Here is a 21,080-nt window from a genome sequence, read left to right on the forward strand (position 1 = left end):
GCAACTCATCCAAGAAGCTTGAACTGGCAACACCTTGTATTGTCGATTATTTTCAAACGATATTGCAAATCGTTAACATCTCGTGACCGCCTTGCCGGAACCGTTTTCTCGCCCGACGGTTTTCTCTGCCGAAGTTCACTTCGAGAGGAGAAAACCATGTTCAAGAAACTTGCTCTTGTTGCCGCCCTGACTCTCGCTCCGGCGGTCGCCTTCGCGCAGAACCAGCCTTCGGGTGGCGCTGTCGGCGGCGCCACCAGCGGCGCGGCGGCCGGTGCCGTCGGCGGCGCTGTGGTCGGCGGCCCTGTCGGCGCGGTGGTCGGCGGCGTGGGTGGTGCCGTGGTCGGCGCCATCGTCGGCGATGCGGCCACCCCGAAGTTCCGGACCTATGTCGTCGAGCAGCGTGTGCCGTCCTACGCCTATGCCGAGCCGGTTGCGGTGGGCACGGTCCTGCCCGAGCAGGGCGTGGTCTACCATCGCCTCCCGGCGGAGTACGGCCCGCAGGCCTCGCAGTACAGCTACACGGTGGTGAACGATCGCACGCTGATCGTCGAGCCGCGCAGCCGCCGCGTGGTCCAGATCATCGAGTGACCTTGGCGTCGCGTCGAAGGCACTGCACCATACCCGCCTGCCTTCGACCATGGCCCGCCCCTATGCCGGGGCGGGCTTTTTTGCAGCGGTGGCTAGCAGACCGGGAACTGTAAGCAAGCTTCCTAGTTCTTGGGGACGGGGCGAGATTCATCCATGTCGGAGGACAATGATGATCAAGCACATCCTGATTGCGACGGCGCTTGCGGCCCTTCCCGCCACCGCCTTCGCCCAGACCACCGGCCCCCTCATCCGCGATCCAGCGACCGGCGGCGTCATGCATGATCCGGCCCTGGCCGGGCCCATGTTCGGCTCCCCGATGATGACAGAGCCGGCCCAGAACACGATGGTCACCGACGAACCGGCCTTCCGGAACTACGTGATGGCGCAGCATATCCGCTCGTATCGCTATCGCGAACCGGTCGAGGTCGGCACCGTGCTGCCGGCGCGCGGCGTGATGTATCGCGCGGTGCCGACGGAATACGGCGCACCGGGCTATCGCTACACGGTGGTGAACGACGAGGCCGTGATCGTCGAGCCACGGACCCGCCGCGTGGTCGAAGTCATCGAATAACGTCCAAGGCCCGCATCGACAGCGATGCGGGCCTTGTTGCGTCCTCAACGCGTGCCGAACATCCGGTCGCCGGCGTCACCGAGACCCGGCACGATATAGCCGTGGTCGTTCAGCCGCTCGTCGATGGCAGCCGTCCAGATGCGCACATCGGGATGGGCGCCGCGCAGCCGCGCGATGCCTTCCGGCGCCGCCAGCAGGCAGACGAAACGCAGGTCCTTGGCGCCACGCTCCTTCAGGCGCTCGACGGCCGCCACGGCCGAATTCGCGGTCGCCAGCATCGGGTCCATCACCACGATCATGCGGTCGGCGATGTCGGAAGGCGCCTTGAAGTAATACTCGACGGCCTGAAGCGTGTCGGGATCGCGATAAAGCCCGATATGGGCGACGCGGGCGGCCGGGACGAGCTCCAGCATGCTGTCGAGGAAGCCGACACCGGCCCGCAGGATCGGGGCGAAAACCAGCTTCTTGCCGGAGATGACCGGCTGCATCGACTTCTGCAGCGGCGTCTCGATCTCGATCAGCTCGGTCGGCAGGTCGCGCGTCACCTCGTAGCAGAGCAGCATGCCGATCTCGTTGAGGAGCTGGCGGAAGCTCTTGGTCGAGCGGTCCTTCTCGCGCATCAGCGTGAGCTTGTGCTGCACCAGCGGGTGATCGACGACGATGACACCGTCATCCTGGCTCGCGGTCATCGGTTCCCTTCCCTCTCGTTCTCAAACCCTGCCGTCATCGCGGACGGCCGGCCTTTGGCCAAGCCGATCCAGGATGGCGCGCAACCACGACCATTGGCCCCTAAAATACCGTGCCGTCGCTGACGATGGCGAGCGGCGGGCCGCCATCCACACGCTTTTCACGCGCGATGCGCCGGCCGGCGGCCCAGGTGCCGCCTTCCAGAACCTTGGCGAGCGGCAATTCCTCGCGCGAGCGGCCGAGCCGCTGGCGGATCACGGCACCGACCTCGTCGAGCAAGGCCACGGTCAGCGCCCGCCATTCGACCACAAGCGGCGAGGAAACCTCATGCGCCTTCGTCCGATCGGCCTCGTCCTTGAGCGCGATCACACCGAGATCCAGGAAAAGTCCGCCATTGCGGTATTCCGGCAGGCCCGTCAGATCGTCGATGTCGACGACAGCGATGCCGGCCCATTGCAGGGGCTCGATCAGCGAATAGGTCAGCCACTGCGAGAGCTTGTGGAAGGGAACGAGTCCCTCGGTCACCTCGCCGGGCGCGATCAGCGGATGACGCCAGGTATCGCCGAGCGCGACCCCCGCGACCGTCAGCCGCGACGGCCAGATGCCGCCGAAGGTCGCCAGCACCTCGCCGAGCATGTGCGCGGCCCGCAGCGTTCCCGTGTCCGCCTCGCCAGCGAAACGATCGAACAGCGCGCCGGGACGCGACAGACCCTGCCGCTCCAGCTCCTCGCCGAGGCGGTTCAGCAGGGCGGCACGCCCTTCGAGCGCGAGCAGAGGATTCTCCGGCCCGGCCTGGAAACCCTGCGCCAGCGCGGCGGCATCGAGGCGCTTCAGCCCGACCGCATCGGCGCGCAGCGGATCGGCCGGATCGCTGGAGAACAGGCCGGCGGCGAACATGTCGAGCGAGGCGAGCGCCAGCCCTTCCGAGCGCCCGATTTCGCGCCCCGTCGCGGCATCGCGATAGCGCCAGTCCGGCCCGGCGCCGGCATCGAGCAGGACGCTGACCACGGCAAGGTCGTAAGCGGCGCGACCGCGCGCTGCCGGGTTGGCAAAGCCTGCGCTCGCGTCGAGCCGCTGCCAGCGGTCGTCGCCCGCCAGGACGAAATGGCGCCAACGCGCATGGAACGGGATGTCCAGGGTCGGATAGTTCGCGCGGATGGTGTCCAGGACATAATCCGCGCAGGCCTCGAGCCGCTCGGGCTGAACGGAAAAATGCAGGAGACGGCCGGCGCGGCCGAGCTCCAGCATCTCCTGGGCGCGAGCACGGACGGCTGCGGGCTTCAACAGGGCGCGCACCGCTTCGGGATTCTGGTCAGGCATGGATCTGCGGCTTTCGTCGCTCAGAACTTCTCGAGGTCACGGCCGACCGTGGCCTTCAGGGCGTTGTCGCCCGGCGCGCCCTCGGGCGAATAATAGCCTGCCGCCTTCTTGGCCTCGATCTCGACCGAGGCATCCGGCGGGATCAGCTCCGGCGGGATGGCGACACGCTCGCCGATGGTGATGCCGCTCTCGACCATGGCGTCGTATTTCATGTTCGACATCGACATCAGCCGGTCGATATGCGTCACGCCGAGCCAGTGCAGCACATCCGGCATGAGCTGCTGGAAGCGCGCATCCTGCACGCCGGCGACGCACTCGGTGCGCTCGAAATAGGTCGCGGCGGAATCGCCGCCCTCCTGACGCTTGCGAGCATTGTAGACGAGGAACTTGGTCACCTCGCCCAGCGCCCGACCCTCCTTGCGGTTGTAGACGATGAGGCCGACGCCGCCGCCTTGCGCTTCACGCACGCATTCCTCGATGCCGTGAATGAGATAGGGCCGGCAGGTGCAGATGTCGGAGCCGAAGACGTCCGAGCCGTTGCACTCGTCATGGACACGGCAGGCAATGCGCTTTTTCGGGTCGGCCAAGCCTGCGACCTCGCCCATGACATAGGCCGTGATCGAGCCGATCGGTGGCAGGAAGACCTTGAGGTCCGGCCGCGTCACCAGCTCGGGATACATGCCGCCGGTCTGCTCGAACAGCGTGCGGCGCAACTCGTTCTCATTGGTGCCGAAGCGCTCGGCGATGCCGGGCAGGTACCAGACCGGATCGACCGCGATCTTGGTAACGGAGATGTCGCCCGAGGCGTGCAGGATATGTCCGTCGGCAGCGAGCCGGTGCGCGCCCATCGCCGCCAGGATCTCGGGCAGGTTGAGCCTCGCCTTGGTGATCGCGATCGAGGGGCGGATGTCGATGCCCTCTCCGATCAGTTTGCCGAAATCCTGCGCCACCGTGTGACCGAAGGGATCGAGCGAGACGATCTTCTTCGGGTCAGCCCATTGCGGCTGCGGCAGAACCTCCGCCGTCGGATGGGTGTTCGTCAGGTCAGGGCGCTGCGACGGGTTCATCGCGCGGGCCGAGATCGCGAGCGCGCGATAGACCGAATAGGAGCCGCCATGGGCTCCGATGACGTTGCGATCGGCCGGGTTGGTGGTCGAGGCGATGATCGGCCCGCGTTCGGCGGCTGTTGGGGCGCCCCATCGGATCGGGAAGCGCGCAGCGGCGCTGCCGGGCTCGGGATGGGAGGTCAGCCTGATATGGCCGGTACGGTTCGGCGCGTTCATCGGGTCTCGCCCTGAAACGAATAAGGGCCCCGCGACGGCATGTCCGGGGCCCTCTGGACCTCAATGAGTCTGAACCAGCGCGAACGCGCCGTCAATCGCCTTAGAAAACAGCAAGATAGCGCAGGAGCGAGATGATGCCGATCACGATCACGATGATCTGGACGATGTTCTTGATCTGCGCGTCGAGCGGCAGCATGCGCACCAGATAAAGCACGAGACCGATGACGAGGATGGTGATCAGCAGCGAAATCAGGATGCTCATTGGAAACTCCGTATCTCGGCCGATAGCCGGCCCCCCGAGCCCCGCCGCGACGCTCTCGCGGCATGTCAGCCCCGCCGACAGAACGTCGCAGGGCGGGAATAGGTTCCGGAGCGGAGTTTGCCGGCGAAGGGGCCGGCGGGCTTGCACGCGGTCGCAGAGCAACCCCCTCTCCAGCAAGGAGAGGGGGTTCCCGACATCTGGATCAGCCGGCGATGCGGTCGAAGTCCGCGACCGCGCGCGTCGCCTGACGAAGCTGGTTCAGCAGCTTCAGACGGTTGGCGCGCAGCGCCGGGTCGGGATCGTTGACCGTGACCTTGTCGAAGAAGGCATCGACCGCCGGACGGATTTCGGCGAGCGCCGCCATGGCACCCTCGTAGTCCTCGGCTGCAACGGCGGCCTCGGCCTTCGGCGTCGCCTGCGCCAGCGCGACAGCGAGCGCCTTCTCCTCGATCAAGCCGGCATCGGCGATGAGATGAAGGTCAGGAGCCCCCGCGAAGGCGCCCTCCCCATCCTTCTTCTCCTCGGCCTTGAGGATATTGGCGGCGCGCTTGTAGCCCGCGAGCAGGTTCCTGCCGTCCTCGGTATCGAGGAAGCGGCCGAGCGCGGCGACACGGCGGGTGATGAGGAGCAGGTCGTCATTCGCCGAAGCGCCTTCGCCCAGCACGGCGTCGACAAGGTCATGCCGCGCGCCCTGATCGCGGAGCATGACCTTGAGACGGTCGTGGAAGAAGGAGAGGAGGTCGGCATCCTTGGCGACCCGCGTCAGCGGCAGCCTCACCCCATTCTCAACCACCAACCGGATCACGCCCAGCGCCGCGCGGCGCAGTGCATAGGGGTCCTTGCTGCCGGTCGGCTTCTCGTCGATGGCCCAGAAGCCGACGAGCGTGTCGAGCTTGTCAGCGAGCGCCGCGGCCACCGAAACCGGATCGGTCGGCACACGGTCCGACGGGCCGAGCGGCTTATAATGCTCCTCGACCGCCGCGGCGACGGAGGCGTCCTCCCCCTGCAGCTCGGCATATTTCCGACCCATCAGGCCCTGCAGTTCCGGGAATTCGCCGACCATCTCGGTCGGGAGGTCGGCCTTGGCGAGCTTTGCGGCGCGCTCGGCCTTCTCGGGGTCGGCGCCGACGATCGGCGCCAGCTCCCTGGCCAGCGCGGCGATGCGCTGGACGCGCTCGCCCTGCGTACCGAGCTTGGCGTGGAAGACGACGCCGAGCTTCTCGAGCTTGGCCATGCGCTGGTCGAGCGGCTTGGCCAGATCGAGGCCGAGCTTTTCGGCGCTGGCCTTGAACGTGTCGAGATCCGGCAGCGAGCCGCGATCGGTCTGCCAGAAATAGGCGGCATCCGAGAGGCGGGCGCGCACGACGCGGCCATTGCCGGCGGTGATCGCCGCGCCGCCGTCGCTGGCGACGAGGTTCGAGACCAGGACGAAGCGATTGGCGAGGTCACCCGTCGCGGGATCGCGCAGCACGAAGCACTTCTGGTTGGCGCGAATGGTGGCGCGGATCGCCTCGCCCGGAATCTCGAGGAAGCGCTCCTCGAACTCGCCCATCAGCACGACCGGCCATTCGACGAGGCCGGCGACCTCCTCCAGCAGCCCTTCATCCTCGACGAGGTCGAGCCCCTGCGCGAAGGCGAGGTTGCGGGCGTCGGTGAGGATAATCTCCTTGCGCCGGTCGGCATCGAGCACGACCTTCGCCTTCTCCAGCGAAGCGACATAGTCCTCCAGGCGCCGCACCGTGATCGGGCCGGGCGCGTGGAAGCGGTGGCCATAGGTGACATTGCCGGAGACGATGCCGTCGACATCGAAATGCACCACCTCCGGGTCCTCTGTCTCGGCGCCGAAGGTGCAGAGGATCGAATGCAGCGGGCGCACCCAGCGCAGGCTGGCGCCGGCAGCCGAGGCCTTACCCCAGCGCATCGATTTCGGCCAGGGGAAGGAGCGGATCACCGCCGGGACGATCTCGGCGATAGCCTGGATCGTCTCCTGCCCCGGCTTCTCGATGATGGCGACGTAGGAATCGCCCTTCTTCGGGTCGCTGACGATGGTCGCCTGATCGAGCGAGCTCAGCCCCGCCGCCTTGAGGAAGCCCTGGACCGCGGCTTCGGGCGCGCCGACACGCGGACCCTTGCGCTCCTCGCGCACGTCGCGGCCGCGCACGGGCAGGCCGGCGACATGCAGCGCGAGCCGGCGCGGCGTCACGAAGGCCTTGGCGCCCTCATAGACGAGGCCGCGCTCGACCAGCGCATCGGTGACGAGCTTCTTCAGGTCCTTGCCGGCCTTGCGCTGCATGCGCGCCGGGATTTCTTCCGAGAAAAGTTCAAGCAGGAGGTCGGGCATCAGTTCGCTCCCCCGCCGACGGTCTTCAGCCAGGCCGCACCGCAGGCCTTGGCGAGCTCGCGCACGCGCAGGATGTAACTCTGGCGCTCGGTGACCGAGATCACGCCGCGCGCATCGAGCAGGTTGAAGATGTGGCTGGCCTTGATGCACTGGTCATAGGCCGGCAAGGCGAGTTCGTGACGGGGCTGGTTGGCGCCGGCAGCCGGTTCGCCGGCAGCGATCAGCGCCTTGCACTCGGCTTCCGCATCCGCGAAGTGGCGGAACAGCATCTCGGTGTTGGCATACTCGAAATTGTGCCGCGAATATTCCTGCTCGGCCTGCAGGAAGACGTCGCCATAGGTGATGCGGTCCTCGCCATCGAGGCCGTTGAAGTTGAGGTCGTAGACGTTCTCGACGCCCTGGACGTACATCGCCAAGCGCTCGAGCCCGTAGGTCAACTCGCCCGAGACCGGCGCGCATTCCACGCCTGCGACCTGCTGGAAATAGGTGAACTGGCTGACTTCCATGCCGTCACACCAGCATTCCCAGCCGAGGCCCCAGGCGCCCAGCGTCGGGCTCTCCCAGTCGTCCTCGACGAAGCGCACGTCATGCAGGCCGAGGTCGACGCCGATGGCGCGCAGCGAGTCCAGATAGAGCTCCTGCAGGTTCGGCGGCGACGGCTTCAGGATGACCTGGAACTGATAATAATGCTGGAGCCGGTTGGGGTTTTCGCCATAGCGGCCGTCCTTGGGGCGGCGCGAAGGCTGGACATAGGCCGCTCGCCACGATTTCGGCCCGAGGGCACGCAGCGTCGTCGCCGGGTGGAAGGTGCCGGCGCCGACCTCCATGTCGTAGGGCTGCAGCACCACGCAACCTCGCTCCGCCCAGAAGCGCTGCAGCGTCAGCAGCAGCCCCTGGAAGGAGCGGGTCGGATCCATCGCCGGGGACGGCGAGGCGGAGGACTGCGAAGCGAGAGCGGGCAAGGGCGAAAAGCCTTCCGAAAAACGCGAATGATGGCGCGTGATTAGGGGTTAGCGCCCGGCGCGGTCAAGCTAAAGCGACCGGAACCGATGCCAGACAGCTTTCGTTCATATGCGATGGATTATGACATCGCCATTCGCACGGTTCGCGGCGTTCGGGGTGAGCGCTGGAGCGGGCCGGCGGCCCTAGCCAGCAGGAGTTTCAAATGCTGACCCATCGTATTGCTGCCGCCACTTTCGGCGCTCTCACCCTCGCCGCTGCCGCTTTCGCCGCGGTTCCCGCCTCGGCCGCGCCGGTCGCGGCCCCGGTCGCCGCTGCGCCGCTCCAGGCCGCGCCGGCAGGCGACCTGTTGCAGGAGGCGCAATATTACCGCGGCCCGCGCCGCTATTACGGGCGCCCCTATTACCGTCCGCGCTGCTTCTGGTCGAACCGCCGCGTGTGGAACGGCTGGCGCTGGGTCGTTCGCCCGGTGCGGGTCTGCCGCTGATCCGGCCACGTCGTAATGCGGCCACGATCAGGCCGCTCCCTGAAGAGAGGCTGAACGGCGCGGTTTCGCGCCGTTCAGATTCGTAGGTTTAGCTTAGCCGGTATGGCGACGCACGATCCGACGGCTCAGGCAGCCGGCGTCACTCGATGGAGGATCTCATGTTTCGGACAATGCTTCTCGGCCTCGTGGCCGCAGGTTCCCTCGGCGGCGCGGCACTGGTCGCGTCCCCCGCCTCTGCCGCTCCGGTTTCGCCGCTCGCGGCGGGCGTCGTGGCCGATTCCGGCGGGCTGGTGCAGCAGGCGCAGTATTACTATTACGGCCCGCGGCGCTATTGGGGGCCGCGCCCCTACTATCGCCCGCGCTACTACGGCCCGCGCCCCTATTATTACGGACCGCGCTACTACCGCCCCTATTATGGCCCGCGCTATTTCTACGGCCCGCGCTACTGGTAGGATCAGGCGAGGCGCGCCCGGCCGCGGTGGACGTCGTCACTCGCCGCCGTCAGGCGCCCGTCCGGTCCGTTGATCACGAAAGCCGGCAGCAGCTCTGCCGGCTTTCTGCTGTTCAGGACACCGGTGACGATGACGCGAACGGCCGGGCGTTCCGCGAAGGCATGGATCGGCCGGATGGCAAGGGCACCGAAGCCGGTACCGAGACCGACGAGCAGTTCCGGCAAGGCCTCAGCGCGATGGATCACCGCGATCAACCCGCCGGGCTTCAGCAGGCGCCGGGCGGCGCGCAGCCAGATGCCCAGATCCCCCTCCGCGACATGGGCTGCCTTGCGATTCGGCACCGGCGAGCCGCGCGTGCCGCCGGGCGGGTAGAACGGCGGGTTCATCGCGACGGCGTCGAAGCTCGCAGGCTTGAGGCCGAGCGCCGATAAATCCGCAGCCGATGCCGTGATGTCGGTCGCGACGACCTGCACCCGCTTCTCCATCCCGTTCAGAGCCGCGTTCTTCGCAGCCAGGGCAGCGAGCTGCGGGTCACGCTCCAGCAATGTGACACGCAATTGCGGCTCGGCCAGCGCCGCCGCCAGCCCCACCGTACCGACACCGGCTCCGATATCGAGGAGATGCCCTCCCCCCAGCGCGGGCAAGGCCGCCGCGAGCAGGATCGCATCGCTCCCCGCCCGATGCCCCTTGCGCGGCTGGCGCAGGAAGAGCCGGCCGTCGAGCAGCCGGTCCTCGACGATCTCGCCGAGCCCGGCCGGCGCGTCCTCGTCACTCATCGCGCAGTTCGGCGCCGTAGCCGGCCTCGATCAACAAAGCGCGAGCGCGGCGCTTGTCCTCCTCGCGTACCAGCAGCCGGCGCGGGAAGGCGCCGATCATGCCTTCCAGCGCGCTGATGTGCTGATCGGCGATCAGGCAGTCGAGATCGGCCGCGTTCAGCAGCGCTTCGAGGGCGCCGAGCAGAATCAGATCGTTGGTGCGGACGAGCTCATGCATGCCGCCATGGAGCCGAAGCGCAGAGCGTCACGCAAGTGCGATCTGGCCGGCCTGCGTCATTGCGGTGCGATTGCGGGGGCTGGCGTCCCATGCAACGGTTATGGCAATGGCTTCTGGCGCGCCGCCCGGCGCGCGCAAGTTCTGTCGGAGTTTATCCATTGGGTGTCGTCGTATCCTTCGAGGAACGGGAATCGGGCCAGCGCGGCATCGAGCCGCTGGTGGCGCTGACGCGCGAGGACATGGAGCGCGTCAATGCCATGATCCTGTCACGCACCGGCTCGGACGTGACGATGATCCCGGAGGTCGCCAACCACCTGATTTCTTCCGGCGGCAAGCGGCTGCGGCCGATGCTGACGCTGGCGATGGCGAGCCTCTGCGGCTACCAGGGCGAAGGCCACGTCAAGCTCGCGGCATCCGTCGAGTTCATGCACACAGCCACCCTGCTGCATGACGATGTCGTCGACGAGAGCGACATGCGGCGCGGCAAGCTCGCCGCTCGCATGCTCTGGGGCAACGAAGCGAGCGTGCTGGTCGGCGACTTCCTGCTCGGCCAGGCCTTCAAGATGATGGTCGAGGTCGGCTCGCTGCGCGCGCTCGACATCCTCTCGACCGCCGCCGCGGTGATTGCCGAGGGCGAGGTGCTGCAGCTCTCCGTCGCCAAGAACACCGAGACGACCGAGGATGAATATCTCTCCGTCATCCGGGGCAAGACGGCCGAGCTCTTCGCCGCCGCCTGCGAGGTCGGCCCCGTGATCGCCGGCTCGTCGAAGGCGAACGACGCCGCCTGCCGCAGCTACGGGCTCAATCTCGGCATCGCCTTCCAGCTCATCGACGACGCACTGGACTATGGCGGGGTCGCGGCCAAGCTCGGCAAGAACACCGGCGACGACTTCCGCGAGGGCAAGATCACCCTGCCGGTCGTCCTCTCCTTCCGCCGCGGCACGGACGAGGAGCGCGCCTTCTGGAAGCGCACCCTGCAGGACTGCGACATCCAGGACGGCGATCTCGAACAGGCGCAGGCGCTGATGCGCAAGCACAAGGCGCTGGAAGACACGATCGAGCGCGCGCGCCACTACGCCAAGATGGCGAAGGATGCACTTGGCCTCTTCCCGGCTTCGCCGATGAAGCAGGCGCTCAACGACGCCGTCGATTTCTGCGTGGCGCGAGCGCACTAAAGCATCGGAGCGAAAAGTGGAATCCACTTTTCGGAATCATCCGAGGCGATGCCAACAAAATAGATCATCGTTATCGCGCCCGATCGGACTGGCGATGATCCGAGCTGGTGAAAGCCTCAACGCAGCAGCGTCGGCTTCACCCACCAGCCAGGCCTCTCCCTGGCCAGCACCTTCGCGGCGGCCGCGCTGGCGTGGCAATCGTCGAACAGGGCGAAACAGGTCGCGCCCGAGCCGGACATGCGGGCGAGCCGGCTCCCGGGCAGCTCCTCGAGGCACTCCAGAACCTCGCCAATCTCGGGCGCGATCTGCTCAGCCGGTGCGGCGAGGTCGTTACCCGAGCATGCCAGCAGGGCACGAAGCTCCGCGGCTTCGGAAGGCGATGCCGCCCACTGGTCACGCGTCGCTTTCAGCGGCTGGCCCGCCGTCAACCCCATGGCGCGGAAGACACCGACCGTCTCGACCGGTACCCCCGGATTGACCAGCACCGCGAATAGTGCCGGGAGCCGCAAGACCGGCCCCAGCCTCTCGCCGATGCCGGCCATCAGCCGCGCCCGCGATTCGAGGCAGACCGGAACATCGGCCCCGACGCTCGCTGCCACGCCGCGGAGTTTGCCGTCGGACAAAGCGACGCCGTTCAGCCGCGCCAGCAGGCGCAAGGCCGCCGCCGCATCGGCCGAGCCGCCGCCGATACCGGAGGCGACGGGGAGCCGCTTGACGAGATGAAAGCTGCCCGTCGCCGCGCCGGGAAATAGCTGTTCGAAGGTGCGCGCCGCCCGCAGCACGAGATTGCCGTCACCGGCCTCGAGCCCGGCCGCCCGTGGACCCGTGATGGAAAGCGATAGCGGCTGCTGGGGCACGAGGCTCAGCTCGTCGCCGATACCGGCGAAGGCGACGAGGCTTTCGAGCTCGTGATAGCCATCGGCACGCCGGCCGAGCACACGCAGATCGAGATTGATCTTGGCGCGCGCCCGCGTGCGCAACACGATGCCGGCCGGGGCAGCAATGGCCCGGCCCCGGCTCTCCACTTCAGGCTGCATCGCGAGGAACGAGGCTCAGCCGCCGTCCTTCTTGGTCTGCTCCGCCGGCGCGCCCTGATCGCCTGCGTTCGCGGAGGGCGGCTCGTCCAGCCCGCGCTCGATCTTGCGCAGAATGTTCGGCAGATCCTCCGGTTCCGGCTTCAGGTCGCGGGCGTGGTTCCACTGGAACTTCGCCTCGAGCTTGCGGCCGGTCTTCCAGTAGACGTCGCCAAGATGGTCGTTGATGACCGGGTCAGACGGACGCAGCTCGGCAGCACGCTCGATCTCGCGCGAGGCGTCCTCGAAGCGGCCGAGCCGATAATAGGCCCAGCCGAGCGAATCGATGATGTAGCCGTCGCGCGGCCTGAGCTCGACGGCACGGCGCAGCATGTCGAGCCCCTCGTCGAGCTTCAGATGCTTGTCGACCAGCGAATAGCCGAGATAGTTCAGCACCAGTGCCCGCTCGCGGCCGAGCGGATCGGGCAGCAGCTCCAGCGCCTTGCGCAGATCGGCCTCAGCCTCCGGCCAGCGGTTGATGCGCTCGCGGGCGATGCCGCGGAAATAGAACAGGTCCCAGTTGGCCCGGCCGGGCGAAGCAAGCTTGTCGATGGCCTTGTCGTAGGTCGAGGCCGCCTCGGCGAACTGCTTGCGCGAGCGATAGATGTTGCCGAGCGCGGCGAGCGCGTCGACGTCGTCCGGCCGCTCGGCGATGACCTTGTCGAGATGCTTCACCGCCTCGTCATGCTTGCCGAGGTTCTCCAGCGCCAGACCGGCCTGGATCTCGGCATTGGGACGCAGCGGCGAGGTCGCCGGCATCTTGTCGTAGACCGCGACCGCATCCTCCGGCTGGCGCGAGCGCTCAAGGATGTCGCCCAGCGTCAGGATCGCGAGGTCGTGGCTCGGATCGAGATAGATCGCCATACGCAGATAGAGCAGCGCGGCGGCCTCGTCGCCCTGGCGATTGCCGGCGCTGGCGAGGCCGTAGAGCACCTCGGCCGCGCCCTGCTGCGGGGTCGCGATCTGGCGCGCCGGTGCTTCCTTCTTGCCGACGAGTGCCATGCCCTCGCGGATGATCGGATGGTTCGGCAGCAGCCGGTCGAAATCGGCATAGGTCGCGGCAGCGCCGTCGAAATCGCCGCTGCGGGCCTGGAAACGGGCCCAGAGGTCGACGAGGCGCAGCGTGGTCTTCTCGGCGTCGTAAGCGCTCTTCAGGCGCGTCTCGGCCTCCTTCCGCCGCCCGGCGGCATCGAGGATCAGGCCGGCGTGATAGTCGCGGAAGAGATTGTAGGAAGGCTCGCCCTTGAGGCGTTCCAGCGTCTCGATGGCGCGTCGCGAATTGCCGGAGCCGAGATAGGACCAGGCCGAGAGCAGCGTCGCGGTGATATCGGCCGCGCGGCCGCGGCCGCCACGCTGCAGGTGGTTGCGCGCGGTCTGGTAGCTCTTCTGCTTGATGGCGCGGATGCCGACGACAAGCTGGGCGAGGCCGTTGCTGGGATCGACGCGGATCAGCCGGTCGGCGGCGCGGAAGGCATCCGGCATCGAGCCATCGGCCAGGAAGGCGACGAAGGCACGCTCCAGCAGGTCGTTGTTCTGCGGATCTTCCTTGACGGCCTCCCGCAGATAGACGGAAGCGGCGCCGAGATCCCGCGAGGCGCCGGCGACGATCGCGGCGAGATAATTGCCTTCCAACGTATCGCCGGGCTCAAGCGATTCGGAGGCGCGCGGCGTCGCTCCCTGCGCCGCAGCCGCAACCGGCAGAACCAGAACCAGAGACAACGCAGCAGCCGTGCCGGAGGCACGCACCTTCTTCAAAAATGTCACGACTGCCATTCTCCTTCGGCCCGACGCCTCACTGTTCCGGGGGCGCTCTTCCAGCGGACCGTGATCGCTCGCGTAGGCGTTCAAGATGGCCGTTTCCGGGCGAACCGGCAAGCCGGCCCCCATGCGAATGCGGCGCTTTCGTAGCGACCGCGCAACAGTTGCAGAAAACCGGTTGCCCCAGAGCATTCGAGCCGGAATCAGCAGTCATCAATCGAGAACAACGAGTCTATGTTTTCCCGGCTTGCAGTTCACGCGGCGCCTCTATTGGAGATCATTCCAATGAAAAAGATTGTTCTGAGCTTTGCTGCCGTCGCTCTTCTCGCCGGCTTCGTCGCCGGTTGCGCCAAGGACGAGACCAAGCCAGTGGCCCCGATCGTCCGCAAGGGCTGATCCGGCCTGGGTAAAAAGCAAAGGGCGCGCCTTTCGGCGCGCCCTTTGTCATTGGAATCAGCAGTTTCCGCCGAAACACAACGTCACCTCGGCTGACCCACTCCTTCGCGAAAACGCTGGGGGTCCGGGCTCCGATCCTGACCGATGGCGGTCGATCACATATTCGCGTAGCCCGGTCCGCCGCCGCCTTCCGGCACCGTCCAGGTGATGTTCTGGGCCGGGTCCTTGATGTCGCAGGTCTTGCAGTGGACGCAGTTCTGCGCGTTGATCACGAAGCGCGGATTGCTCTTCGTCTCGGCATTCTCGTAGACGACCTCGTAGACGCCCGCCGGGCAATAGAGCCGCGCCGGCTCGCCATAGAGCGGCAGATTCTTGGCGATCGGGATCGTCGGATCTGTCAGCTTCAGATGGGCCGGCTGGTCTTCCTCGTGATTGGTCGAGGACAGGAAGACCGAGGAGAGCTTGTCGAAGGAGATCTTGCCGTCCGGCTTCGGATAGGTGATCGGCGTGACCTCGGCGAGCGGCTTCAGCGTCGCGAAATCCGGCTTGCCATGCTTCAGCGTGCCGAAGGGCGACCAGCCGAAAAGCTGGTTCAGCCACATGTCGATGCCGCCGAGCCCGATGCCGATGAGCGTGCCGAACTTCGACCAGAGCGGCTTGACGTTGCGCACCGGCTTCAAATCCTTGCCGATGGCGCTGTCACGCCAGCTCGTCTCGATCTCGACGACCTCGTCATGCTGCCGGCCCGCCTGCAGCGCCGGCACCAGCTTGTCGGCGGCGAGCATGCCGGAGAGGATGGCGTTGTGGCTGCCCTTGATGCGCGGCACGTTGACGAAGCCCGCAGCGCAGCCGATCAGCGCGCCCCCCGGGAAGGTCAGCTTCGGCACCGACTGGTAGCCGCCCTCGGTGATCGCACGCGAGCCATAGGCGATGCGCTTGGCGCCCTCGAAGGTGTCGCGGATCAACGGGTGGGTCTTGAAACGCTGGAACTCGTCGAAGGGAGAGAGCGTCGGGTTCTGGTAGTTCAGATGCACGACGAAGCCGACAGAGACCAGGTTGTCGTCGAAATGATAGAGGAACGAGCCGCCGCCGGTGGTGTTGTCGAGCGGCCAGCCGAAGGAGTGCTGGACGCGGCCCTTGTGGAATTTCTCGGGCTTGACCTGCCAGAGCTCCTTCAGGCCAATGCCGTATTTCTGCGGCTCGCGCCCCTGATCGAGAGCGAACTTCCTGATCGCGATCTTGGAGAGCGAACCGCGCGCGCCCTCCCCCAGCAGCGTGTAGCGGCCGCGCAATTCCATGCCACGGGTAAAACGGTCGGAGACGGTGCCGTCCTTGGCGATGCCCATGTCGCCGGTGGCGATACCGGCGACCGAGCCATCCTCGTTGTAGAGCAATTCCGCAGCGGCGAATCCGGGATAGATCTCGACGCCCAACGCCTCGGCCCGCGCCGCCAGGAACTTCGCCACCAACCCGAGCGAGCCGACGAAGTTGCCGTGGTTGTTCATCAGCGACGGCATGCCGAAATTCGGCAGGCGGATGCCGTTGGGCTCGGTCAGGAAGTAGAAGACGTCCTCCTTGACCTCCGTGGTCAAGGGCCGCTCGGGATCGTCGCGCCAGTCCGGTACGAGACGGTCGAGACCGATCGGGTCGATGACGGCGCCGGAGAGAATATGGGCACCGACCTCGGCCCCCTTCTCGACCACGACGACAGAAAGGGTTTCGTCGAGCTGCTTCAGCCGGATGGCGGCGGCGAGTCCTGCGGGGCCGGCACCGACGATGACGACGTCATAGTCCATGCTCTCGCGCGGTTCGCTCTGCGCTTCCTTCAGATCCATCCCGTCCTCCGCATGCGAAAACGCATTGCCCAGATAGTTTATATATAAACTGTTTTACCCGACCGTTCAACGAGGCGCACGATCCAGTCTGGAAACCCTCTATCCAAGCCTATGGTTCGTTTTGCAACCGCGAACGCTCGCGGAGAGCCTCCACCAGGTATAGGATCGGCTGATGAGCCTGTCCCATGCAGCCCCTCCCGACGAGCCCAACCCCTACGAGCTCCTGAGCTGGTACGCCGAGATGGGCGTGACCGAGGCGCTGGACGACGAACCGCACAACCACTTCGCCGATCCCGTGCCTGCCGGCGCCAGCCAGCCACGCCTGCGGTCCCTTCCCGGCCGCCCGGCCGCCCCTGCCCGGCCGATCGCGGCAGCCGCGACGGCGCCCGACGACGCCACCGTCAGTGCCAAGGCGCTCGCTCGCGAGGCGCGCACGCTCGACGAGCTGAAGGAAGCGCTCGCCAAGTTCGAGGGCTGCGCGCTCAAGGCCACGGCCAAGAATCTCGTCTTCGCCGATGGCAACCCCGAGGGCCGGGTGATGATGGTCGGCGAGGCGCCGGGCGCTGATGAGGACCGGATCGGCCTGCCCTTCGTCGGCCGCTCCGGCCAGCTCCTCGACCGCATGCTGGCGGCGATCGGGCTTTCGCGGAAGGAAGACGTCTACATCGCCAACCTGCTGCCCTGGCGCCCGCCCGGCAACCGCACGCCGACGCCGCAGGAAGTCGCGATCTGCCTGCCCTTCATTCAGCGCCAGATCGAGCTCGCCGATCCCGACATCCTGGTCTGCGTCGGCGCGCCTTCCGCCCAGGGCCTGCTCGGCTTCAAGGGCATCATGGCCTCGCGCGGCAAATGGGTGGAGTACGACACCGGCGCCCGACGCATCCGGGCGATCGCGACGCTGCACCCCGCCTATCTTCTGCGCCGGCCGCTCGACAAGCGCCTGAGCTGGCGCGACCTGCGGGCGCTAAAGGCGGCACTGGACGGAACGCCCTGATCGCCGGGAACCGGCGCAGTCAGCCTGCGTTCAGCCGTCGCCAGCCAAGACGGCCTGAGTCTATCGCCTCTTGAGTTCGTCGCCTCTCTTGGCAAGATGGCGAAGCGTTTCGTCGGGGACCTGTCCATGCAGTGGGAAGATTACCGCCAGTCCGACAATCTCGAGGACCGGCGGGGAGGTGGTGGCGGCGGCTTCGCCGGCATGCCCGGCGGTCGCGGCGGCATCGGCATCGGCACGATGGTGGTGCTCGGCCTGCTCGGCTGGGCACTCGGCATCGATCCGCGTCTTCTGATCGGCAGCGCCGAGATGATCGGCGGCATCGGCGGGCGCGAGCAGACGCCGCAGACGCGCCAGTCCTCCGGCCCGCCGCAGGACGAGATGGGCCGCTTCGTCTCGGCCGTGCTGGCGCAGAACGAGGACGTCTGGACCAAGGTGCTGCCGCAGCAGGCCAACACCCGCTACCAGGCGCCGCAGCTCGTACTGTTCTCCGGCATCAACCGCTCCGGCTGCGGCGTGGCGCAGTCGGCGATGGGGCCGTTCTATTGCCCGAACGACCGCAAGGTCTATCTCGACACCTCCTTCTTCCAGGAGATGCAGCGCAAACTCGGCGGCGGTGGCGACTTCGCTTATGCCTATGTCATCGCCCACGAGGTCGGGCACCACATCCAGAACCTGATCGGCATCCTGCCCCGCGCCAACCAGCTGCGCGAGCGCTCGTCCGAGCGCGATGCGAACGCGATCTCGGTCAGGATCGAATTGCAGGCCGATTGCTTCGCCGGCGTCTGGGCCCACAACATCCAGGCGATGGGCCGGCTCGACCAGGGCGACATCGAAGAGGCGATCCGCACCGCTTCGGCGATCGGCGACGACAAGCTGCAGAAGGCGGCGCAGGGCGTCGTCGTGCCGGATTCCTTCACCCACGGCTCCTCGGCCCAGCGAACGAAGTGGTTCAACACCGGCTTCCAGTCGGGTTCGATGCAGAGCTGCGACACGTTCCGCAATCAGGTCTGACGCACAGGCTCTCCGCTTCGCCTTCCGATTCTTGCAGGCGCCTTGAACCGGTTCGCCCGCTGCGGCGACCAATGAGGGCACTGCTCCTGTTTCGACCCTGCTCTCGCCCCGTCAGTTCCGCTGGCGGGGCGCTTCTTTTGTGCGCCAATCACACCGCGTGGCGAGGGGTCAGGCCGGCACGCGGCCGGTCAGGCGGAAGAACAGGTTGGACGTCACCTGGACATCTGGCCGGGACAGGTGACTTTCGAGAGCAGCGAAGTCTCGCTCCAGATCCGCGCGTGCGATGAAGCCGCCCGTCACCAGCTTGTCGCGGCTGTTGTCGATCAGGCTCCGTGGGAAGGCGCGTCGCTCATGCCCCGCCGGAAAGACATGGATGATCGCGTCGACCTCGATATCGGTCACGCCCGCATCCCGGAACAGCCGGTGAATGCGGCGCCCGACCGAGAGGTCGATCCCCTGCGCTCGCGCATGAGCCGTATAGGCTTCGAGAAGACGGCCCCAGGCCGGCAGGGGCGGATCGAAGCAGTGCGGGACATAATCGGCCTCGAAGCTCGCGACCCAGCCGCCGGGCCGCACCAGCGAGACGGCTTCGCGCACGACCCGCTCGGGTTCCGGGACGTTGACCAGCAACAGCCGCATATGGGCGCCGTCGAAGCCGCGTTTCGGCAAGCCGGTCGCGTAGGCGTCGCCCTCGCGGACCTCGACCTGGGACAAGCCGCGATCGGTGGTGAAGCGGCGCGCCAGCTCGACGAATTGGCTGCCCCGATCGATGCCGAGCACCGAGCCCGTCTTGCCGACACGCTCGGCCAGCAGATGCAGGACGCCGCCCGGCCCACAACCGAGATCAAGGACATGTTCGCCGGCCTCGATGCCGATTCGATCGAGCTGCGCCGTGGAATCGGGAGCCAGCGTCATGATCTGGCGCGTGAGCCGCTCGACTTCAGGCTCGGTCCGGCCCAGCAGATAGCTGTCTGAATCCGTCATGCTGCCTCCCTGCGATGCATCCGTCGCAGGTTTTCTGAAACATGATCGTGTCGAAGCCGTGGAGGACGCTGGAGCCCTAGCGTTTCACCTTGCCCCGCGCCACCGGCAACCGTCGCGGCGCGGCCTCCAGGCGGCCGGCGAGCACAGCGCTCCTGGGTGCGATCAGCCCCGGCCTGAGTTCCCTGGCGCCGAGGGCGATGGCGGCACGCTCGCGCCAGGAATCCGCAAAACCATGCAGCGGCAGCAGCGCCGGGACGTCGGGCCCGGCCAGCAGATGGCGCTCGATCGCCTCGACCCAATGCAGTTGCGGCACGTCGCCGGCATCGAGCAGCAGCAACCGGTCGCCGCGGGCAGCCGCCGCCCCGCGCTGCCAGCCCTCGGTTGGGCCGGCGCGCAAATAGCTCGCCCCCGTCGCATCGGCGATGCGCTCGAGATCGCTTGCCCCGGCCGTGTCGACCACCACGGCATGGCCGAGGAATCCGTCCGCCACCGCCGGTATCAGCACGGCGAAGGTCGCGGCGAGGGTCTGCGCGTGGCCGGGCGCGCGGATCACGGCTGTGAGCATCCGCAATGTCTATGACGCGGCGCAGCATGTCGCAATCCTGTCACTTGATCTTTGTTCTTGTTATGTTCACACTCAAAGCCAATGATCGGTGTCGATTCCCGACGCCCCGGCAGGATGGGACAGCGATGCGCCAGGCCAGACCGACTTCCCGGCCGATGCCGACGGCCCAACCACTCAGGCGGCAGGACAGCGAGCCGATGTCGGTCTCGGTGCGCGTCGCCCCAACCGACCCGCTCGCCCATGTCGGTCACCGGATCGACCCAGAGCGTCGGCGCGGACGCGGCGCGACGATCAATCCGGGCGGGCGCTACGAGACCGAGCAGCGCGTCGCGGAGGATGACGGCTGGGGCTCGCTCGGCGAATTGCCGGCGTTCAAGACCGAAATCGCCTACGAGAAGGCGCGCACCATCATCACGCGCAACGACTCGCCCGACATCTCCTTCGACCGCTCGATCAATCCCTATCGCGGCTGCGAGCATGGCTGCGTCTACTGCTTCGCGCGGCCGACGCATGCCTATCTCGGCCTCTCGCCCGGTCTCGACTTCGAGAGCAAGCTGACGGCCAAACCCGATGCCGCGCAATTGCTGGAGAAGGAACTCTCCTCTCCGTCCTATCAGCCGCGCACCATCGCCATCGGCACCAACACCGATCCCTACCAGCCGATCGAGAAGAGGCTCAGGATCATGCGCCAGGTGCTGGAGGTGTTGGCGAAGTTCAACCACCCGGTCGGCATCGTCACGAAGTCGGCGCTGGTACAGCGCGACATCGATATCCTCGCGCCGATGGCCGAGAAGGGCCTCGTCAAGGTCGCGCTCTCGGTGACGACGCTCGACCCGAAGGTTGCGCGCGGCATGGAGCCACGCGCCGCCTCCCCGCCGAAGCGCCTGGAGACGATCCGAAAGCTCTCGGAAGCCGGCATCCCCGTCTCGGTGCTGGTGGCGCCGATCATCCCGGCGATCAACGAGCACGAGATCGAACGCATCCTGGATGCGGCGAAGGCCGCGGGCGCGCAGGAGGCCGGCTATGTGCTGCTCCGGCTGCCGCTCGAGGTGCGCGACATCGTGCAGGAATGGCTGCTGACGCATCATCCCGACAAGCTCCGGCATGTGATGTCGCTGATCCGCTCGACCCGCGGCGGCAAGGATTACGATTCGCAATGGGGTCAGCGCATGGTCGGCTCGGGTCCCTATGCCTGGATGGTCGGCCGGCGCTTCGAGATGGCGGCGGAGCGCATCGGCTTCAACACGGCGCGCCGGCGACTGCGCACGGATCTGTTCGTCAAGCCGGAAAAGGAAAAGGCGCAGCTCAGCCTGTTCTGATGCATGGCCCCGAGGCGCGGCATGCC

At 67.0% G+C, this 21,080-nt stretch carries 21 protein-coding genes; 8 read left to right on the forward strand and 13 right to left on the reverse strand.

What is annotated here, in order from left to right; all coding sequences use genetic code 11:
- Positions 1-156 precede the first annotated feature (156 nt).
- Both CE453_RS21810 and CE453_RS21815 read left to right on the forward strand, forming a co-directional pair.
- Positions 157-588 (forward strand): DUF1236 domain-containing protein, encoded by a 432-nt coding sequence (locus CE453_RS21810; RefSeq protein ID WP_089176473.1) that lies wholly within the window; start codon positions 157-159, stop codon positions 586-588.
- 166 nt (positions 589-754) lie between these two features.
- Positions 755-1,159 carry a DUF1236 domain-containing protein gene (locus CE453_RS21815; RefSeq protein ID WP_089176474.1) on the forward strand — a complete coding sequence of 135 codons (405 nt, stop codon included), beginning with the start codon at positions 755-757 and terminating at the stop codon, positions 1,157-1,159.
- Positions 1,160-1,203: 44 nt separating this feature from the next.
- Here CE453_RS21815 and upp read toward each other — a convergent pair whose 3' ends face one another.
- From upp to CE453_RS21845, 6 genes are all read right to left on the reverse strand, one after another.
- Complete coding sequence (gene upp, locus CE453_RS21820; RefSeq protein ID WP_089176475.1) at positions 1,204-1,848, reverse strand: uracil phosphoribosyltransferase; 645 nt, start codon at positions 1,846-1,848, stop codon at positions 1,204-1,206.
- 100 nt (positions 1,849-1,948) lie between these two features.
- Positions 1,949-3,166, reverse strand: coding sequence for a URC4/urg3 family protein (locus tag CE453_RS21825; protein WP_089176476.1), 1,218 nt, complete (start codon positions 3,164-3,166; stop codon positions 1,949-1,951).
- Positions 3,167-3,186: 20 nt separating this feature from the next.
- Entirely contained in the window at positions 3,187-4,449 is a 1,263-nt protein-coding gene (locus CE453_RS21830; protein WP_089176477.1) for a GTP cyclohydrolase II, read from the reverse strand.
- Positions 4,450-4,549: 100 nt separating this feature from the next.
- Positions 4,550-4,711, reverse strand: a complete 162-nt coding sequence (locus CE453_RS28985; protein ID WP_089176478.1) for a Thivi_2564 family membrane protein — start codon at positions 4,709-4,711, stop codon at positions 4,550-4,552.
- A 202-nt stretch (positions 4,712-4,913) separates the two neighbouring features.
- Positions 4,914-7,052, reverse strand: a complete 2,139-nt coding sequence (gene glyS, locus CE453_RS21840) for a glycine--tRNA ligase subunit beta (RefSeq protein WP_089176479.1) — start codon at positions 7,050-7,052, stop codon at positions 4,914-4,916.
- Complete coding sequence (locus CE453_RS21845; RefSeq protein ID WP_089176480.1) at positions 7,052-7,969, reverse strand: glycine--tRNA ligase subunit alpha; 918 nt, start codon at positions 7,967-7,969, stop codon at positions 7,052-7,054. Before CE453_RS21845 ends, glyS begins: the two co-directional genes overlap by 1 nt.
- 248 nt (positions 7,970-8,217) lie before the next feature.
- Between CE453_RS21845 and CE453_RS21850 the strand changes: the two genes are divergently transcribed.
- Together CE453_RS21850 and CE453_RS21855 are read left to right on the forward strand one after the other, a co-directional pair.
- Complete coding sequence (locus CE453_RS21850; protein ID WP_089176481.1) at positions 8,218-8,499, forward strand: hypothetical protein; 282 nt, start codon at positions 8,218-8,220, stop codon at positions 8,497-8,499.
- A gap of 158 nt (positions 8,500-8,657) precedes the next feature.
- Complete coding sequence (locus tag CE453_RS21855; RefSeq protein WP_089176482.1) at positions 8,658-8,951, forward strand: hypothetical protein; 294 nt, start codon at positions 8,658-8,660, stop codon at positions 8,949-8,951.
- Positions 8,952-8,953: 2 nt separating this feature from the next.
- Here CE453_RS21855 and CE453_RS21860 read toward each other — a convergent pair whose 3' ends face one another.
- Together CE453_RS21860 and CE453_RS21865 are read right to left on the reverse strand one after the other, a co-directional pair.
- Positions 8,954-9,727, reverse strand: a complete 774-nt coding sequence (locus CE453_RS21860) for a tRNA1(Val) (adenine(37)-N6)-methyltransferase (RefSeq protein WP_089176483.1) — start codon at positions 9,725-9,727, stop codon at positions 8,954-8,956.
- A complete protein-coding gene (locus CE453_RS21865; protein WP_089176484.1) occupies positions 9,720-9,944 on the reverse strand; it encodes a putative signal transducing protein in 225 nt (74 codons plus the stop codon). The genes CE453_RS21860 and CE453_RS21865 overlap by 8 nt, the downstream gene beginning before the upstream one ends.
- 158 nt (positions 9,945-10,102) lie before the next feature.
- Here CE453_RS21865 and CE453_RS21870 point away from each other — a divergent pair, with 158 nt between their 5' ends.
- Positions 10,103-11,119: a polyprenyl synthetase family protein gene (locus tag CE453_RS21870; RefSeq protein WP_248307832.1), complete on the forward strand. Its 1,017-nt coding sequence runs from the start codon at positions 10,103-10,105 to the stop codon at positions 11,117-11,119.
- Positions 11,120-11,235: 116 nt separating this feature from the next.
- Here the strand turns inward: CE453_RS21870 and CE453_RS21875 are convergent, their stop codons facing one another.
- The 3 genes from CE453_RS21875 to CE453_RS21885 all read right to left on the reverse strand — a co-directional run bounded on the left by CE453_RS21875 (position 11,236) and on the right by CE453_RS21885 (position 16,181).
- Positions 11,236-12,156, reverse strand: coding sequence for a 4-(cytidine 5'-diphospho)-2-C-methyl-D-erythritol kinase (locus CE453_RS21875; RefSeq protein WP_089176486.1), 921 nt, complete (start codon positions 12,154-12,156; stop codon positions 11,236-11,238).
- 15 nt (positions 12,157-12,171) lie between these two features.
- Positions 12,172-13,965 carry a tetratricopeptide repeat protein gene (locus CE453_RS21880; protein ID WP_089176487.1) on the reverse strand — a complete coding sequence of 598 codons (1,794 nt, stop codon included), beginning with the start codon at positions 13,963-13,965 and terminating at the stop codon, positions 12,172-12,174.
- Between the two features lie 536 nt (positions 13,966-14,501).
- On the reverse strand, positions 14,502-16,181 hold the full coding sequence (locus CE453_RS21885) for an electron transfer flavoprotein-ubiquinone oxidoreductase (protein WP_248307834.1): 1,680 nt from the start codon (positions 16,179-16,181) through the stop codon (positions 14,502-14,504).
- A 172-nt stretch (positions 16,182-16,353) separates the two neighbouring features.
- On the opposite strand from CE453_RS21885, the gene CE453_RS21890 reads away from it, so the two are divergent.
- Both CE453_RS21890 and ypfJ read left to right on the forward strand, forming a co-directional pair.
- The gene (locus CE453_RS21890; RefSeq protein ID WP_089176488.1) at positions 16,354-17,175 is read left to right on the forward strand and encodes a uracil-DNA glycosylase; all 822 of its coding nucleotides are present in this window, start codon (positions 16,354-16,356) and stop codon (positions 17,173-17,175) included.
- A 126-nt stretch (positions 17,176-17,301) separates the two neighbouring features.
- A complete protein-coding gene (gene ypfJ / locus CE453_RS21895) occupies positions 17,302-18,186 on the forward strand; it encodes a KPN_02809 family neutral zinc metallopeptidase (RefSeq protein ID WP_089178086.1) in 885 nt (294 codons plus the stop codon).
- Positions 18,187-18,354: 168 nt separating this feature from the next.
- Here the strand turns inward: ypfJ and CE453_RS21900 are convergent, their stop codons facing one another.
- Together CE453_RS21900 and CE453_RS21905 are read right to left on the reverse strand one after the other, a co-directional pair.
- A complete protein-coding gene (locus CE453_RS21900; protein ID WP_089176489.1) occupies positions 18,355-19,170 on the reverse strand; it encodes a methyltransferase domain-containing protein in 816 nt (271 codons plus the stop codon).
- A 76-nt stretch (positions 19,171-19,246) separates the two neighbouring features.
- Positions 19,247-19,735: a glycosyltransferase family A protein gene (locus CE453_RS21905; protein WP_089176490.1), complete on the reverse strand. Its 489-nt coding sequence runs from the start codon at positions 19,733-19,735 to the stop codon at positions 19,247-19,249.
- 197 nt (positions 19,736-19,932) lie between these two features.
- Here CE453_RS21905 and CE453_RS21910 point away from each other — a divergent pair, with 197 nt between their 5' ends.
- Complete coding sequence (locus CE453_RS21910) at positions 19,933-21,054, forward strand: PA0069 family radical SAM protein (protein ID WP_089176491.1); 1,122 nt, start codon at positions 19,933-19,935, stop codon at positions 21,052-21,054.
- Positions 21,055-21,080: the final 26 nt, after the last annotated feature.

Origin of the sequence: Bosea sp. AS-1 (assembly GCF_002220095.1) — a bacterium.
In the GTDB taxonomy this organism is placed as follows: Bacteria; Pseudomonadota; Alphaproteobacteria; order Rhizobiales; family Beijerinckiaceae; genus Allobosea.

What these genes read in the sequence shown, in the direction of transcription:
- CE453_RS21905 (WP_089176490.1), bottom strand. Translation starts at nt 19,735, where the DNA reads ATGCTCACAGCCGTGATCCGCGCGCCCGGCCACGCGCAGACCCTCGCC.
- CE453_RS21845 (WP_089176480.1), bottom strand. Translation starts at nt 7,969, where the DNA reads ATGGATCCGACCCGCTCCTTCCAGGGGCTGCTGCTGACGCTGCAGCGC.
- CE453_RS21885 (WP_248307834.1), bottom strand. Translation starts at nt 16,181, where the DNA reads ATGGATCTGAAGGAAGCGCAGAGCGAACCGCGCGAGAGCATGGACTAT.
- CE453_RS21875 (WP_089176486.1), bottom strand. Translation starts at nt 12,156, where the DNA reads ATGCAGCCTGAAGTGGAGAGCCGGGGCCGGGCCATTGCTGCCCCGGCC.
- CE453_RS21860 (WP_089176483.1), bottom strand. Translation starts at nt 9,727, where the DNA reads ATGAGTGACGAGGACGCGCCGGCCGGGCTCGGCGAGATCGTCGAGGAC.
- CE453_RS21855 (WP_089176482.1), top strand. Translation starts at nt 8,658, where the DNA reads ATGTTTCGGACAATGCTTCTCGGCCTCGTGGCCGCAGGTTCCCTCGGC.
- CE453_RS21830 (WP_089176477.1), bottom strand. Translation starts at nt 4,449, where the DNA reads ATGAACGCGCCGAACCGTACCGGCCATATCAGGCTGACCTCCCATCCC.
- CE453_RS21865 (WP_089176484.1), bottom strand. Translation starts at nt 9,944, where the DNA reads ATGCATGAGCTCGTCCGCACCAACGATCTGATTCTGCTCGGCGCCCTC.
- CE453_RS21810 (WP_089176473.1), top strand. Translation starts at nt 157, where the DNA reads ATGTTCAAGAAACTTGCTCTTGTTGCCGCCCTGACTCTCGCTCCGGCG.
- CE453_RS21890 (WP_089176488.1), top strand. Translation starts at nt 16,354, where the DNA reads ATGAGCCTGTCCCATGCAGCCCCTCCCGACGAGCCCAACCCCTACGAG.
- CE453_RS21825 (WP_089176476.1), bottom strand. Translation starts at nt 3,166, where the DNA reads ATGCCTGACCAGAATCCCGAAGCGGTGCGCGCCCTGTTGAAGCCCGCA.
- glyS (WP_089176479.1), bottom strand. Translation starts at nt 7,052, where the DNA reads ATGCCCGACCTCCTGCTTGAACTTTTCTCGGAAGAAATCCCGGCGCGC.
- CE453_RS21850 (WP_089176481.1), top strand. Translation starts at nt 8,218, where the DNA reads ATGCTGACCCATCGTATTGCTGCCGCCACTTTCGGCGCTCTCACCCTC.
- CE453_RS21815 (WP_089176474.1), top strand. Translation starts at nt 755, where the DNA reads ATGATGATCAAGCACATCCTGATTGCGACGGCGCTTGCGGCCCTTCCC.
- CE453_RS21910 (WP_089176491.1), top strand. Translation starts at nt 19,933, where the DNA reads ATGTCGGTCTCGGTGCGCGTCGCCCCAACCGACCCGCTCGCCCATGTC.
- upp (WP_089176475.1), bottom strand. Translation starts at nt 1,848, where the DNA reads ATGACCGCGAGCCAGGATGACGGTGTCATCGTCGTCGATCACCCGCTG.
- CE453_RS21900 (WP_089176489.1), bottom strand. Translation starts at nt 19,170, where the DNA reads ATGACGGATTCAGACAGCTATCTGCTGGGCCGGACCGAGCCTGAAGTC.
- CE453_RS21880 (WP_089176487.1), bottom strand. Translation starts at nt 13,965, where the DNA reads ATGGCAGTCGTGACATTTTTGAAGAAGGTGCGTGCCTCCGGCACGGCT.
- ypfJ (WP_089178086.1), top strand. Translation starts at nt 17,302, where the DNA reads ATGCAGTGGGAAGATTACCGCCAGTCCGACAATCTCGAGGACCGGCGG.
- CE453_RS28985 (WP_089176478.1), bottom strand. Translation starts at nt 4,711, where the DNA reads ATGAGCATCCTGATTTCGCTGCTGATCACCATCCTCGTCATCGGTCTC.